Below are 16,076 nucleotides of genomic sequence, written 5' to 3' on the forward strand. Positions count from 1 at the left end.
TTTTCAAACTATTTATTTTGACAATATCATATAACAGAAGGTGAAGATGTATTTGGGAAGAGTGTCGTTCTATGTCGAATAACAATTGATCCGCTGATATAATTTTTATTTCCCTAATAAATTTAATAATTCAGTTGATAATTCAACCGAATTAGCTGATATAAAGAAATACGTTTTCTGGCACAAAAGGAAAGACTCATTCCATCAGAATGGAATGAGTCTATAAATGACATTATTTCTTTGGAGCAGTATCTCCAGACCAATTTAACATGCCGCCTTCCATGTTCACAACCTTGTAGCCTTGTTCGTGCATGTAGTGGGCAACATTTCCGCTACGGTTTCCAGAGCGGCAAATAAAAATATATTCTTTATTTTTATCAAATTGATCTAATGATTCGGGAATATCTCCCATTTTAATATGTTTTGCTCCTGGAATCATTCCACCTTCAACCTCTTCATCTTCGCGTACATCTACTAATAATAAATCTTCACCATTTTTTAACTTAGACTCTAATTCATCTGTTGTAATTGTTTTGAACGAATCCATCTTTATCATCCTTTCACTATTTCATCAGATTGATTATATCAAAGGAAATCCCATAAGCAAAAAAATTAAACCTCAAAGAGGGACGGACCTTCAAATTTGAAGGTCCGTCCCTCTTACTTTTCTTAGTTTGCTACGATGTTGACTAGTTTGCCAGGTACGGCGATGACTTTGCGGATAGTTTTGCCTTCAATTTGGCTTTTGATTTCATCGTTTTCCATGGCTGTTTTTTCAAGATCCTCTTTGTTCATATCACGAGGAATCATCACTTTCGCTTTCACTTTTCCGTTCACTTGAAGAACGATTTCGACTTCGTTGTCTACAAGCTTCGATTCATCTAATGTTGGCCACGCTTCATAAGAAAGTGTATTTTCGTGACCAAGCTTACTCCATAGCTCTTCTGTCATATGTGGAGCAATCGGAGCCAGAAGCTTAATAAAACCTTCCACGTATTCCTTTGGAAGCGTGTCAGCTTTGTAAGCATCATTGATAAATACCATTAGCTGAGAAATACCTGTATTAAAGCGAAGACCCTCATAGTCTTCAGTCACTTTTTTAACGGTTTGGTTATACGTTTTGTCCAGGTCGCTGTTCGGTGCATCTGTCACTTTAGAGGAAAGTGTACCATCCTCCTCAACAAGCAGGCGCCATACACGGTCAAGGAAACGACGCGCTCCATCTAAGCCGTTTGTACTCCAGGCAATGGAAGCTTCCAGTGGACCCATGAACATTTCATATAAACGAAGGGTATCTGCCCCGTGAGATTCAACAACCTCGTCAGGATTGACAACATTCCCCTTTGATTTACTCATTTTTTCATTATTTTCCCCTAAGATCATTCCTTGGTTGAATAGCTTTTGGAACGGCTCTTTCGTAGGAACTACACCGATATCATAAAGGAACTTATGCCAGAAACGAGCATATAGCAAATGAAGGACCGCATGCTCTGCTCCTCCGATATACGTATCGACCGGCAACCAATTTTCCATTTTCTTCGCATCAGCCAGGGCTTCTTCGTTATGTGGATCGATATAACGAATGTAGTACCAGCAGCTTCCTGCCCATTGTGGCATTGTGTTTGTTTCACGACGGCCTTTTTTACCTGTTTCAGGGTCTTCTACGTTCACCCATTCACTAATGTTCGCAAGTGGAGATTCACCTGTTCCGGACGGTTTGATTTCAGTCGTCTTCGGAAGAACAAGTGGTAGTTCACTTTCAGGAACAGTCGTTGTCGTACCGTCTTCCCAATGGATAACTGGAATCGGCTCTCCCCAATAACGTTGACGGCTGAATAACCAGTCACGAAGACGATACGTTACTTTCTTCGTTCCGATGTTTTTCTCTTCCAACCATGAAATCGCTTTGGCAATCGCTTCTTCCTTCCCAAGCCCGTCAAGGAAACCTGAATTCACATGATCTCCGTCACCTGTATAGGCTTCCTTCTCAACATCTCCTCCAGAGACGACCTCCAAGATTGGAAGATCGAATTCTTTCGCAAACTCATAATCTCTTTCGTCATGGGCAGGAACAGCCATGATAGCTCCGGAACCGTAGCTCATTAAAACGTAATCTGCAATCCAAATCGGCATTTTATTTCCATTAGCTGGATTGATAGCATAAGCACCTGTGAATACACCCGTTTTCTCTTTCGCAAGATCTGTACGTTCAAGATCGCTTTTCGACTTGATTTTGTCGATGTACTCAATCACTTTCGAACTTTGTTCGTCCGTTGTGATTTTCGCGACAAACGGATGCTCAGGGGCAAGAACAGCATAAGTTGCACCAAAGATCGTATCAGGACGGGTCGTGAAGACATCGAATGATTTATCATGACCATCGATGGCAAAATTTACTTCTGCTCCTTCAGAGCGACCGATCCAGTTTCGCTGCATGTCTTTGATGCTTTCCGGCCAGTCAACGTCTTCAAGGTCTTCTACCAAGCGGTCGGCATAGGCTGTGATCTTCAGCATCCACTGCTTCATCGGACGGCGCTCGACGGGATGACCGCCACGCTCGCTCTTACCGTCAATGACTTCTTCATTGGCAAGGACCGTTCCAAGGGCCGGACACCAGTTCACGGCAACCTCATCCACATAAGCCAATCCTTTTTCATAAAGCTTCGTGAAGATCCATTGCGTCCATTTATAGTAACCCGGATCTGTCGTATTGACTTCACGGTCCCAATCATAAGAAAAACCGAGTGATTTAATTTGACGACGGAACGTATCAATATTTTTTTTCGTGAATTCTGCCGGATCATTCCCAGTATCTAGAGCATATTGCTCAGCAGGTAATCCGAATGCATCCCATCCCATTGGGTGCAAAACATTATACCCTTGCATACGCTTCATGCGGGAAAGAATATCCGTCGCTGTGAAACCTTCCGGGTGACCTACGTGCAAACCTGCACCTGATGGATACGGAAACATGTCTAAAGCGTAAAAATTTGATTTCCCTTTGTCTTCAGTTGCTTTAAATGTTTTGTTTTCTTCCCAATACTGTTGCCATTTTGTCTCAACACTTTTATGATCAAAACTCATATTGAGATCCTCCTTTAAATGTAAATAAAATAAAAAAACTCTCATCCCAAATAAAATATTTGGGACGAGAGTTTGTATGAACATTCTCCCGCGGTACCACCCACATTAGTGTACGCGCACTCAGCTTCATTCATCCTTAACGCGGAAAACGGCAAGTCTTACTAGGGTTCACACTTGCAACTCAGCAGGCGAGTTCATGATGCTTCTGGTTGACTTCCACCACCCGTCAACTCTCTAAAACAGAAACCATACATTACTACTCCTGATCAACGTTTACTTCTATATAAACATTATATGTATTCACTATTTTAGTGAAAAATATTCAGAAGCGCAAGCCTATTGTTGATTTATTGGTGAATTTGTTACTTTTTCAGCTTACTTGTTGAGCAATTGGCTCATTTATCAAGAGATATTTCCTTTTAGCTCAAAACCAAAGCAGATATATTGTTATTATGAGGTCTTTTCGCAAGTGCTGGATTGTGGGGGGACTACTCCGCTTCCGGGGTTTCGGCACGTCAGTACTTTCGCAGGAGTCTAGGCAGTTTCCACCATCTAAAAGAGTTTTCGTGACAGAGCTTTATTTTGACAAAGAACATAGGAAAGAAAAATTGTTCTCTATACGTGTAAGGAATTCTTAGAAAATTGATTGGAGCGGAAATCAACCACTACACTCTTTTTAAAGCAACAAAGTTTACGAAAAGAGACTTTTATAAAAAAGGGGTTTAACTAACTCCTTAGGTTAATTTTGGTTAACTGTTTTTGAAGAAAACAAAACCAAATCAGATCTATATTATGGAAGTAGCTAACTATTTATGAAGGAAGCCATAAAATACGTTGGTTTAAACGTATCAAGAGAAAAAAGGAAACGACTGTTAAACCGGTCATTTCCTTTTTACAAAAATATTATTGAATCGTGTACCCTCCGTCTAGAACCACAGCTTGACCTGTGATGCCTTTCGCAGCATCACTGCACAAGAACATTGTATAATCGGCTATTTCCTTCACCTCAAGTAAACGTTTTTGAGGAACTAGGGGAAAAATGACTTCTTCGATTACTTTCTCAAAAGGCACATTACGTGTTTTGGCTAAATCAGCCAGCTGATTTCGAACAAGTGGGGTATCCACATATCCTGGACACACTGCATTAACGGTAATTCCGTGTTCAGCCGTTTCAAGTGCAGCTACTTTGGTTAACCCAATAACACCATGCTTTGCTGAGTTATAGGCTGCTTTCCCTGAAAATCCTACCAGTCCGTTAATCGAAGCCATATTAATAATTCTTCCAAAGCCTTGCTCCTTCATAATCGGTAGAGCATGTTTAATGGCCATAAATGGAGCTGTTAACATGACTTTAATGAGGAGCTCGAATTTCTCTGTTGGGAACTCTTCGATGTGAGAAACATGCTGAAGTCCAGCATTATTGATTAACACATCAAGTCTTCCATATTCTTTCACAGTCTGTGTAATGGCTTCCTTTAATGCTGTTTCTTTCGTTACATCACACGGAATTCCAATTGCTTCATATCCTTGTTTTCTAAGTGTCAATGAAGCCTCTTGAACAGCCTCTGCCTGCAAATCTGTTAATACAACTTTTGCACCGCTTGCAGCAAATTCCTTCCCAATTTCAAATCCAATTCCTTGAGCTGCCCCCGTTACAATTACTACTTTGTTTTCAACCATCTTGAAACTCCTTTCCTAGATCCCTACACCTAAGCTGAATAAAATAATTGCTAATGTTAAGCCGATGAGTGGAACAATTACGGTTAAGGCACCAACAGCTCCATATGCTTCTCCATGAGTTTCATTACAGATGGAACGAATAGTGGTTACGACATATCCATTATGCGGTAAGGAGTCCAGAGCTCCAGATGAGATGGCAACTACACGGTGAAGAGCTTCTGGGTTTACACCCGCGTCTACATAGTGAGGTGCTAGAATTGGTAAGGCAATCGCTTGACCACCTGATGCAGAACCCGTCATCCCGGCGATAACACTTACGGCAATCGCGCCACCTATTAATGGTGAGCCTGGGATATTGGTCATGAAATCAACCGCTGTACTAAAAGCAGGTACAGCTTTAGCTACTCCACCAAACCCTACAACAGCAGCGGTATTTCCAATTGCAATTAATGCTCCAACTGTGCCTTCTGAAACTGCATTCCAAAATCCTTTAAAATACTTTCTATTTAACACATAGGCAGAAATGACTCCACCAAGTAATGCAATGATTAACGCCGATTGCTTAAATGAATCATGGAATATAAAAGCTAGAACAAGAACGAATAGAAGTGGAATTAAACCTGTCAGTGGATTTGGTAAAGGTCGTCCTTCATCAATAACAGGATCTTCTTCTCTTGCCTGGAATCGTTCTCCTTTTTTCACAGCCTTCGTAATCATTCGCTTTAACCACCAGTAACCGAAGACTGCCATAAATACTGCGACGATTAAACTAACTTCCCAACCAGCATATGGATTTGTTCCTAAATATTCAATAGGAATCCAGTTTTGTATTTCAGGAGATCCCGCTGATGTCATAGTAAAGGTTACTGACCCAAAAGCTAGAGCAGCAGGGATAAATCGACGTGGTAAGTCAGCTTGTTTAAATAAACTAACCGCCATAGGATACACTGAGAAAGCAACGACAAATAGACTGACCCCTCCATACGTTAAAACTGCACAGGCAGCCACAATGGCGAGTACTGCGTATTTCATCCCCATTTTTTCAACAACAAAACGTGAAACACTATCTGCTGCACCGCTATCCTCCATTACTTTTCCGAAGACAGCTCCCAGTAAGAACATAAGATACCAAGCAGCAACAAAACTAGTAAAGCCCGTCATATAATTTGTAACCAGGTTAGCCTCTCCTTCTCCAGCCAGTTGTGGAAATAACGGCATTCCACTCAAAACTGCTACAAACAACGCTGAGATGGGACCAACGATTAAAATATTCATTCCTCTCATTGTTAAAAAGATTAATAAAATAAGTCCTCCGATAAGACCAATCATACTTAACATAATATTTCCCCCTTTGTTCTCTTAAGAAGTTTCATTTTAAAAAACATGTATTGAAATCGTTTTCATTTAATTGCACACCAAACTGTCTTTTCTCTCCTTTCATTCAAACTCTTTTCATCATTAAACATGCAATAATTGTGCCAACTTTCTGACTTATGGAACAACAGGAACTTATTCATTTCTTAGTCCGGAATTCCGGACAACTTGTTTTGAAAGTTCATAAAATGTACATAAATTAAACAATTAAATAAGTAGTCCAGAAAAACGGACAACATTCCGATTTTCTGGACTGATTGGAACCTTCTTTTTATAAAAGATTATACTTATTCAGTTTCTCATACATGCTTGATTTACTCATCCCAAGTGCTTTAGCCATATCCCGTTTATCATGGTGAGTTTGTAAACTTTGCTCTAATACGGATTTTTCTGTCTCTTCCAGAATCTCTTTTAATGTTTTTGAACCCACATTATAAAGGTTCCCCATCTTCATATACGCCGGTAAAGACTGGAGCGTGATTTCATTCCCATTTGATAAGTAGGTTGAAGCATTGATGACATTTTCTAATTCCCGCAGGTTTCCCGGCCAGCTATACGACTGAAAAATATCCATCACTTCACTTCCGAATCCTTGAATTCTCTTACCAGAGGTTTTTGTTGCTTTATCTAAAAAGTAAGCAGCTAATTTCCCTAAGTCTTCCCGTCTTTCTCTTAAGGGAGGTATTTGAAAAGGAACCACATTGATTCGGTAATATAGATCACTGCGGAATCGCTTTTCTTCCATCATTTTTTCAAGAGGGCGATTGGTCGCAGCAATTATTCTCACATCAACATGGTCAATCCGATTTGAACCAACAGATTCCACTTCTCCTTCTTGTAGCACTCTAAGAAGCTTCGCCTGCATATTTAGAGGCATATCTCCAATTTCATCTAGAAATAGCGTCCCCTTATGAGCAAGCTGGAATTTCCCTTTTTTTCCACCTTTTTTGGCTCCTGTAAATGCCCCTTCTTCATATCCAAATAGTTCAGATTCTAAAAGATGTTCTGGAATGGCTGCACAATTCACTTTAATGAAGGGTTGAGAACTCCGATCACTTAGCTGATGAATACTATGGGCGAAAAGTTCTTTTCCCGTTCCACTCTCACCCCTTAACAAGATGGAAATATCACTAGGAGCGATCATTTGCGCTTTATCTTTTAATTCATTCATACCATCTGATTCACCAATAATATCATTCAGATTGTACTTAACACCTGTGTTAATATCCTGAATGTAGCTTTGGATTTTTGACATCATGTTCTTTACATGGGAACTCATTTGCATCCATTCACTTGTATCACGAAAAATAACGGTACCAAAAGCACCAATCACTTCTCCATTTACAACAATTGGAATCCGATTGGCAATCATATAATTTCCTTTTATATATTGAAGGTCAGCCACTTCTTCTTTACCTGAATTAGCTACAATATGCATTCTTGTGTTTTCAATTACATTTGTCACATGAGATCCAACGGCGATTTCCCTGTCTACTTCGAGAAAACGACAATAACTGTCATTCATATAGATAATAATACCTTCTCCATCTACTACCACAAGCCATTCAAACGCATTTTCTAATATGATCTCTATCATTTCAACTGATACTTTTTTCAATAAGCTACTCAAATAATCACCTTCTCTCACTGAAAACATTTATTTATATAGTAGCATAGAGTTCAAAATGAAATAATATCCTATTCCCAATAATTTCAATTATCTCTCTTTTTTCAGTTTAAACTTCTCTCTTAGAGGGAATGTTCATAACAAGGAATGGAGGAGGAAGGAATGGAAGTTGCAGAGCTAAAAATGTTCTTTTTTGAAGATGATGGACTTATACCAAATAACCCGGACCTGCCTGTTCTTATTTATCGGAATGCGTTAAGTGAGGACCCTAATCAAGCAGAAGAAGTCTTTAATAGACACCAATGGTTGAATAGTTGGACGAACGGTATTTATGATTATCACCATTTCCATAGTAATGCACATGAAGTATTAGGAGTTATGAATGGCGAAGCCACCATTCAACTAGGGGGAGAAATGGGCAAGAAAGTTACCATTCACCGCGGAGATGTTATCTTACTTCCTGCAGGAACAGGTCATAGGAAAATTAATTCAAGTCCAGATTTTACAGTAGCAGGAGCTTATCCTAATGGTATGGATTGCAACCTCAAAAAAGGGCTATTAAAAGACCGGCCGAGTGTGCTAATTGACATTAAAAACGTTCCTCTTCCAACTAACGACCCTGTATTCGGACAAAGTGGCCCATTGATAAAATATTGGTTGCAGAAATAATGGTTTACCACTTCATTAAAATAAAGGATTGTCTTCGTCATCTCATTATGTTATTCTATTATAGCGATGAGCTGAATTGTGTAAGTCGAGGATCACGCCTTTATGGCAACAAACGATGTGGCGTTTGCTGATCTATCGCCTCAATTTTTTTGCAAGTGGGCTTCCGTAGGAAACGGGAGCCCTTTTTATATGCTTAAAAACCCAATGAGTCTCATTGGGTTTTATTTATTGTAAAGAAACAGATATTGGACTTTTTTTTTAATGGTCGATCGTACTGGCTTGTTATCCCTAAAGATATCAGAAAGAAACCAATAAGAATCAAAAATAGAGCCTGCATGCTGAACAAATCTACCACTACTCCCCCAATAAACGGTCCAATCATCCTTCCGCCTGTTGCTGTACTATTAACGATTCCCTGATAAAATCCTTCTCTTCCTTTTGGAGCTAACGAGTTAGCTATGGTAGGAACCGCCGGCCAAATCAACATTTCACCTATTGTTAAAATAATCATAGCTATGGCGAACCATTGAAATTCATCTGCCACTGAGGCAACAGCAAAGGATATCATAAAGATGATGGTTCCAATCATGATTTGTAATTTAAGATTGTCTTCAAACCGTTTGATGGCTTTTGAAAGAATCGGCTGAGCCAAGACAATAAGTGCTCCATTAATCGTCCATAATAGACTATATTGTTTCAGGCTAATATTAATTTCTTGAGTATAAGTAGCAATGGTCGATTGCCATTGAACATATCCAACCCAGCATAATAAGTACGCAATACATATTAGAAGTAAAGCAGTAAGTTTCGATTTATTCTTAATTACTTTTGACTCATTTAGTACGGAAGTCTGCATAACGGTATCAACTGAAATATTTCGATAACCGATTAGTGCAATCAAAAAGAAAACAATATACATGATAAGATTAGCTAAAAATATATAATCGAAAGAAAAAGACGCTACCAATCCACCTGAAGCTGCCCCGATCGCTACTCCGATATTTTGAGCTACATAAACGGAATTAAAAGCCTTCCTCCCTCCTTCTGGCCAAACGGAACCTGCCATGGCATACATTGAAGGAAAAACAATCCCTGAACCAAACCCAATGATCGTCAAAAAGACCACATAAAAAGGCCAATCATGACAAATATTCATACCGATAACAGCTGTTAAAGTGATTATGATTCCCAAAAGAATCGAACGGTAACCACCTAATTTATCAAATAATGTACCTCCAATTAAATTCCCTATCACACTTGCCCCGGCATTCAGCATAAGAACAAGCCCGGCAACTGATAATGACTTACCCAGATACTCATGAAGGAAGATCGTGTTTAGAGGCCATAAAAAAGAGGCTCCTGTCACATTAACCATCATTCCTATGACTAGCAACCATAATGATTTGGGCATTTTTCTTCACCCTATTTCTTTGATTTATTTCGAGTCCCAAAAGGATTTTACTCCTTTTTTTGGAATGGAGCAAGAATTATTTTTATGGGCTTTTTAAAAGAAGTTGTTCATGGGAATTGGGGAAATACGAACGTAACGAGTACTCGGAAGCGAAGCTGAGTAGGATCGGCGGAATGCCAGTTTCAAGTGAGCAGTTCCCCTCACAATCTTGCACAGACTCTTTGACAGAGCCTTAGCAGATCATGTGTTTTAAACAAATAGCCTTTCATAAAAAAACACAAGGTGCTTATGATGAATAGCACCTTGTGTTTATGAAAAATTATTTATCATTATGATGATTTGATTTTACAGGCTGCCCTTGTTTTTCATACTTCTTTTTAGCATTTTTAACAGGATTGCTCTCAGAACCAAATTCCGTATCTAAATTACGGAAATCAGATCGTGTCTTTTGTTCGGGATTATTTTGCTTTGATCGCTTCTTCAATGTAATTTTCCTCCTACTACATTTGGGTCATGATCTAGTAAAATCATCTCATTTTGAAGAGCTTGCAGCTGCAGTCTCATTCTATGCAATTGTTCTCGTTGCTGGGAATTAGCACTATTCGCTAAGTGAGCTACATCATTCACCGATTCTTCAAGTTGCTGCATGGCCTGTGTATACTCATTATCATGGTAGTGCTCCTGCTGCGTTCCCGATTTAAACTGTTCTTGAGCGTAACGAATGGCATCTTCGCATTTTTGAATGCATTCTTCAACCGATTGTCTTGTTGCCATATCGACTACCTCCTGACATATAATCTAAAGAAGATAAAGGTCCTATCCTTCGTCCTCTTCATCATTAGTTTGAACTTCAATTCAACTTTCAAAAGTGGTAATCTTCGCCTATTTCTCGCTTCCTCATACATTTGCCCTTCCGTTCATGTTAAAATCTTTTTGACGAAACTTTGCGCTCTCAATACATACTTCACGAATAATAGAAATTTAGGAGGTGTTTGTCATCATGACAAACCCATTTCCATATGCCTCAGATAATAAGCGATATCATACCTGGAATTATCATTTAAGAAATTATTTTGGACATAAAGTGTTCAAAGTAGCATTAGACGGCGGTTTTGATTGTCCAAATCGCGATGGGACCGTTGCCCATGGGGGATGCACTTTTTGTAGTGCTGCCGGTTCAGGAGATTTTGCAGGTAAGCGGGTCGATTCACTCGAAAAGCAATTTCATGATATTAAAGGACAAATGCATCAAAAATGGAAAGATGGTAAATATATGGCGTATTTCCAAGCATTCACCAATACCCATGCTCCCGTACAGGAATTGCGGGAGAAATATGAGAGCGTACTAAAGCAAGATGATGTTGTAGGAATCTCCATTGCAACACGACCGGATTGCCTTCCTGATGATGTAGTAGAATACTTAGCTGAATTAAACGAAAGAACCTATCTGTGGGTTGAACTTGGCCTTCAAACGGTTCATGAAAAAACGGCCTTAACTATTAATCGCGCACATAACTACCAATGTTACGTTGAAGGAGTAAATAAATTAAGGAAACATGGTATAAGAGTTTGTTCCCATATTATTAACGGCTTACCTCAAGAAGATGATGAGATGATGATGGAAACAGCACGAGAAGTTGCAAAGCTAGATGTACAAGGAATTAAAATTCATCTTTTACATCTGTTAAAAGGTACTCCAATGGTGAAACAGTATGAAAAAGGCCTTGTAGACTTTATGACTTTCGAGGAGTACGTTCGTCTTGTTTGTGATCAACTAGAAATTCTTCCACCAGAAATGATTGTTCATCGGATTACTGGAGATGGCCCAATAGACCTGATGATTGGACCTATGTGGAGTGTGAATAAATGGGGAGTGTTAAATGCCATTGATGATGAATTAAAACGTAGAGATAGTTGGCAAGGAAAATATTACAAAGTGGATGTGAAAACATGAAATTAGAAAGAATTTTACCTTTTGCTCGACAACTTTTAGAAAAGGCTGTAAAACCAGGAGATATAACCATTGATGCCACTCTGGGAAATGGACACGATTCCTTATTCTTAGCTCAGTTAGTTGGAGAAAATGGTCGTGTATACGGCTTTGACATTCAAAAGGAAGCGATTGAAAATACAAAAGAGCAACTATTGACACACGATTTGTCTGATAGAGTGACCCTTTTTCATCAAGGTCATGAAACGGTGATGAATGTGATTCCACCTGTTCATCATGGTAAAGTGACTGGAGCAATTTTTAACCTTGGCTATTTACCTGGTGGAGACAAGGAAATCGTCACTCGCCCGAAAACAACGATTCTTGCTATGAATCAAATCCTTGAATTAATGGCACCAGAAGGAATTCTCGTCCTTGTCATCTATCACGGACACCCTGAAGGAGCAGTAGAACGGGACTACCTCCTACGCTACGTAGAAAAACTAGACCAAAACTACGTACACGTCCTCCGCTACCAATTCATGAATCAACTCAACAATGCTCCATTTATTGTTGCATTGGAAAAAAGATAAAGAAGAGGGACGGACCTCCATTTTGGAGGTCCGTCCCTCTCTGCTTTAAAGTAGTTCATTGGCGATTAGTTCGAAGGATTTTAGTTTGTCTTGGAAGTTGTAGGTTATGCTAACGAGCATGATTTCGTTTGTTTGGTATTGTTCGCTAAGATTCAGTATTTCTTCTTTTACTTTTTTAGGGTTACCGACGATCATACGTTTTCGATTTTCTCTAATTCTCATACGTTCGAATGGGCTGTAGTCATAGGCTGCTGCTTTTTCAGGGCTAGGTGTACCGTTTGAACGCATGCCTTGCTCAATCATTAAAATAGCTAAGTCTATACTCGACGCGATTCTCTCTGCTTCTTCATCGGTTTCAGCACATACCGTAAATACAGCAACCGTATTTTGAGGTGCCTGTAAATAGTCTGAAGGCACAAAATGATTTCGATACGCTTCAGTATATTGAGGCCCACCTTCTCCGTTAATAAACTGGGCAAATGTGTAAGGTAACCCTTTTTGTGCTGCAAGCATTGCACTAGACGGGCTTGAACCTAAAATCCACACTTCAGGCATCGTCTCTATTACAGGAGCAGCCGTTAACCCCTGGTAGGGATGAGAATCTGGTAAGTCATCCGTTAAATATCCAAGTAAATCATCTATTTGCTCAGGATAACGGTTCACGTCACGTGGCTTCCCATCATGGAGAGCCATTGTCGCCATCGGCATACCACCTGGAGCTCTTCCTAATCCTAAATCAATTCGATTCGGATTCAGCCCTTCAAGCAAACGAAAATTTTCTGCAACCTTATAAGGACTATAATGAGGAAGCATGACACCTCCAGAGCCTACTCGAATGGAAGAAGTATTTTGCGCCAAATGAGCAATTAACACTTCTGGTGATGATCCGGCTAAACCTGTTGAATCATGGTGTTCGGATACCCAAAACCTTGTAAAACCTAATTTCTCTACATGCTGCGCAAGCTTTACTGTATTATTTAAAGCCTCTTGAGGGCTCATTCCTTCTGCAATGGGGGACTGATCTAAAACACTTAACTTGATAGTCAAAATTGGACATCTCCTTTAACTGATGTGAGTATTATTATCAATTCCTACTGAAAAAATGTCCAATAACATGCTTAAAGGGTGACTGCCAGTAGGCAGTCACCCTTTAATGTTCTAAAAGATTATTTGTAAATTAACACTTTCCCTACTGTACCATCAGCACTTTGACCTGTTACACGGAATTTCAATCCGTAGTTTGGTACATTACGTCCAGCGTCTACTAGACCAGCATTGCTGTAATCTGCACTATCATCAAATAGTGGGTTACGAGCCGTGTTGTTATCCTCTAATGTAATACCATATAGACTAGTGTAGTCAAGGAACATTTTTTCTGACTTATCTAGGCTAAATGCTGCATCATGAACTTGATAACGAGTAGATCCTAAAGCACCGTCGCTCCAAGTGTTCACTTTTTGATCAGCATCCACAACTCCAATGAACCCGTCTCCTGGGTGGATACCTGTCCAGTTTTCACTGTATTGTTTATCCACATACCATACTACTAATCCATCATCGAATTGCATTAAGCTGTCACCACGGCGGATGTTAGCAAGACCTTCATCTACACCGTTGTGGCTGCGCCACTCTAATAGGTAGTAATGTTCAGAGCGTTTAATACCGTCATTTTTCGTAAATCCATCTAACTTTACTAAAGCGTCTCCTTCTGCATCATCGAACAGAACTTCTTCACCATCCACGACTACTGAAATGTCGTCTGCAAATAATCCAGGGTTCGATACAGCAGCATCCGTTACATACTCGATAGCTACTTCTACTTCTTCACCAGCATAAGCTGATAAGTCAAAGGACGCGTCAATCCAGCCATTAGAAGAACCTGTAATTCCATTACCTAAATTAGAACCATAAGGGTCTGTATTTGTTGTGATATCGCTCGCTACTGGTTCTCCGTTTACTGTTACATAAGCATAATCCCAGTCAGTTTCAATATCATACCAAGCTTTGAAATTGAACGCGGCAGATGTAGCATTTGTTAAATCAACTGTTGTTGATAGCACATTGTGTAAGTCATCTGCACTTCCAGAGAAGTATTCAGATTCTCCACTTGCCGGCTCATTGATTACTGTTTCCTTTTGAGGAAGTGTTACTTTTACTACATCATTATTTGTGCCTTTTGTGGCAGCTTCATCAAGAAGAACTTCCATTCCTTTTGAATCAATATCTTCAAGGGCAAATTCAGTTCCTGTCAACCAATTCCCTTTAGTACCTTCATTATCAACCACTGCAGAAGTTTGCAGCATTTCTTTCATATATGGACTGAATCCAGTCGGCATCGTTCCAGGAATTTTACCTGCCCAGCTACCACTAGACATGATGGACCAGTAGCTTACCGGTTCTCCTGCTCCAGTGTACTGAGTGTCATACTCATCTGGAAGACCTAAATCATGACCGAATTCATGAGCCATAACTCCAACTGCACCGTCTTCTGGTTCAATAGTGTAGTCGTAGGCAGCCATTACTCCGCCCCAGTATGGTACGGCAGCTTCAGTTTCCAAAGTAAATACTCCGCCTAGGTTCCAACGGTGAGACCAAATTGCGTCAGATCCTAATGAACCTCCACCTGCTTCTTCACCAACACCGGAGTGAATAACCATTAAGTGATCCACAAGTCCATCTGGCTCAAGGTAATCTCCATCACGATCAAGATCGTAACGATCCCATTTGTCGTAATCTGCCAGGTTTACAGTAGGATCTGCATCCGCAGCTTCTAGTGCTTCCTTAACGAGCCCTCTTGCGTTTACATCACTGTCATCTTCAGTTGGGTAGTTTCCACCATACGCTGCAGCTGGTTGGCTTGCTGTATACCATCCAGCAACTTCCCCTTCAACTGAGTAGCTTCCACCAGATTGTTGCTCATAATATTGCTTCATGGATACATAGGTTTTACCATCTGGACCTGTCCATCCACCTGTTCCAAATAACATGTCCTGATAATGTTCACGAGAGTATGAATTTTCACCTTCATAATACATGTCTGTTTCATCAGCAGTCATAGAGTTATGAGGCTTGTCCGGATAATCAACTAAAAGAACTAGAACTTTATCCGTACGCATTTCACCATCATATGCTTCTTCTTCTACTGAAGCAGGTGAGTTTTTCTTTGCTTGTCCGAGTTTATTTCCATTTCCATTTTTCAAACTATAATCTTTCATAGCTTTTTGAAGCTCAGATTTAGCTTCTTTTTCTTCATTGTGAAGTTCTCCAGCTTCTTTTGAAGCTGCATCTGCTTTAGCACTTAAAAATTTGTTTAAAGCTTTCTCTGCTTCAGCTGGTGTTGCATTTTTTGCAATCTTTCCATCGGCTTTCAGCATTTCAATTAAGCGCTCATCATTCGCAATGCCTAAATCGAAAGGCCCTCCACTTTTGTGATCATGTTTCACCGTTGGCTTTGCTAAAACGTTTTCTGGTCCTACGGTTGTTGCAGATGCCGGTACTGCAAAAGCACCAACACTTAGAGCAGCCACCATGGCCATTGATAATACTTTACGTGATTTCAACACGTCATTCCCCCTTCATATGTACTATAAAATTTCCAACTATTTTTAATATACAAGATTTTTCAGAAAAGTAAATGTATTCTGACACTAATTAGTTCTTTTTACCTATGTTTTCCACAAAAATAGACATAAAGTACTTTTTTTTGCA

At 39.8% G+C, this 16,076-nt stretch carries 13 protein-coding genes and 1 other annotated feature; of the genes, 3 read left to right on the top strand and 10 right to left on the bottom strand.

Annotated features, from left to right (window positions below; genetic code table 11):
* Window positions 1-232: 232 nt before the first annotated feature.
* The 5 genes from IQI_RS11120 to IQI_RS11140 all read right to left on the bottom strand — a co-directional run bounded on the left by IQI_RS11120 (window position 233) and on the right by IQI_RS11140 (window position 7,735).
* Window positions 233-547, bottom strand: a complete 315-nt coding sequence (locus IQI_RS11120) for a rhodanese-like domain-containing protein (RefSeq protein ID WP_064092700.1) — start codon at window positions 545-547, stop codon at window positions 233-235.
* Between the two features lie 122 nt (window positions 548-669).
* The gene (gene leuS, locus IQI_RS11125; RefSeq protein WP_064092701.1) at window positions 670-3,084 is read right to left on the bottom strand and encodes a leucine--tRNA ligase; all 2,415 of its coding nucleotides are present in this window, start codon (window positions 3,082-3,084) and stop codon (window positions 670-672) included.
* Between the two features lie 57 nt (window positions 3,085-3,141).
* Window positions 3,142-3,363: a binding site (T-box leader), on the bottom strand.
* Between the two features lie 624 nt (window positions 3,364-3,987).
* A complete protein-coding gene (locus IQI_RS11130) occupies window positions 3,988-4,764 on the bottom strand; it encodes a 3-hydroxybutyrate dehydrogenase (RefSeq protein WP_064092702.1) in 777 nt (258 codons plus the stop codon).
* Between the two features lie 15 nt (window positions 4,765-4,779).
* Window positions 4,780-6,102, bottom strand: coding sequence for a GntP family permease (locus tag IQI_RS11135; RefSeq protein WP_064092703.1), 1,323 nt, complete (start codon window positions 6,100-6,102; stop codon window positions 4,780-4,782).
* 307 nt (window positions 6,103-6,409) lie between these two features.
* Window positions 6,410-7,735 carry a sigma-54 interaction domain-containing protein gene (locus tag IQI_RS11140; RefSeq protein ID WP_231893414.1) on the bottom strand — a complete coding sequence of 442 codons (1,326 nt, stop codon included), beginning with the start codon at window positions 7,733-7,735 and terminating at the stop codon, window positions 6,410-6,412.
* Between the two features lie 192 nt (window positions 7,736-7,927).
* Here IQI_RS11140 and IQI_RS11145 point away from each other — a divergent pair, with 192 nt between their 5' ends.
* A complete protein-coding gene (locus IQI_RS11145) occupies window positions 7,928-8,434 on the top strand; it encodes a cupin domain-containing protein (RefSeq protein ID WP_064092705.1) in 507 nt (168 codons plus the stop codon).
* A 211-nt stretch (window positions 8,435-8,645) separates the two neighbouring features.
* On the opposite strand, the gene IQI_RS11150 is transcribed toward IQI_RS11145, so the two are convergent.
* The 3 genes from IQI_RS11150 to IQI_RS11160 all read right to left on the bottom strand — a co-directional run bounded on the left by IQI_RS11150 (window position 8,646) and on the right by IQI_RS11160 (window position 10,619).
* Complete coding sequence (locus tag IQI_RS11150; protein ID WP_064092706.1) at window positions 8,646-9,845, bottom strand: MDR family MFS transporter; 1,200 nt, start codon at window positions 9,843-9,845, stop codon at window positions 8,646-8,648.
* 319 nt (window positions 9,846-10,164) lie between these two features.
* Window positions 10,165-10,329, bottom strand: coding sequence for a hypothetical protein (locus IQI_RS11155; RefSeq protein ID WP_064092707.1), 165 nt, complete (start codon window positions 10,327-10,329; stop codon window positions 10,165-10,167).
* Window positions 10,326-10,619: a YtzC family protein gene (locus tag IQI_RS11160; RefSeq protein ID WP_064092708.1), complete on the bottom strand. Its 294-nt coding sequence runs from the start codon at window positions 10,617-10,619 to the stop codon at window positions 10,326-10,328. The genes IQI_RS11155 and IQI_RS11160 overlap by 4 nt, the downstream gene beginning before the upstream one ends.
* A gap of 226 nt (window positions 10,620-10,845) precedes the next feature.
* On the opposite strand from IQI_RS11160, the gene IQI_RS11165 reads away from it, so the two are divergent.
* Entirely contained in the window at window positions 10,846-11,799 is a 954-nt protein-coding gene (locus IQI_RS11165; RefSeq protein WP_064092709.1) for a TIGR01212 family radical SAM protein, read from the top strand.
* Window positions 11,796-12,368 (top strand): tRNA (mnm(5)s(2)U34)-methyltransferase, encoded by a 573-nt coding sequence (locus IQI_RS11170; protein WP_064092710.1) that lies wholly within the window; start codon window positions 11,796-11,798, stop codon window positions 12,366-12,368. Before IQI_RS11165 ends, IQI_RS11170 begins: the two co-directional genes overlap by 4 nt.
* Before the next feature lie 45 nt (window positions 12,369-12,413).
* On the opposite strand, the gene IQI_RS11175 is transcribed toward IQI_RS11170, so the two are convergent.
* Together IQI_RS11175 and IQI_RS11180 are read right to left on the bottom strand one after the other, a co-directional pair.
* Window positions 12,414-13,415, bottom strand: coding sequence for an LLM class flavin-dependent oxidoreductase (locus IQI_RS11175; RefSeq protein WP_064092711.1), 1,002 nt, complete (start codon window positions 13,413-13,415; stop codon window positions 12,414-12,416).
* A 119-nt stretch (window positions 13,416-13,534) separates the two neighbouring features.
* The gene (locus IQI_RS11180) at window positions 13,535-15,904 is read right to left on the bottom strand and encodes an immune inhibitor A domain-containing protein (protein ID WP_456238911.1); all 2,370 of its coding nucleotides are present in this window, start codon (window positions 15,902-15,904) and stop codon (window positions 13,535-13,537) included.
* Between the last annotated feature and the right edge of the window lie 172 nt (window positions 15,905-16,076).

Origin of the sequence: Rossellomorea aquimaris TF-12 (assembly GCF_001648555.1) — a bacterium.
Classification (GTDB): Bacteria; Bacillota; Bacilli; order Bacillales; family Bacillaceae_B; genus Rossellomorea; species Rossellomorea aquimaris.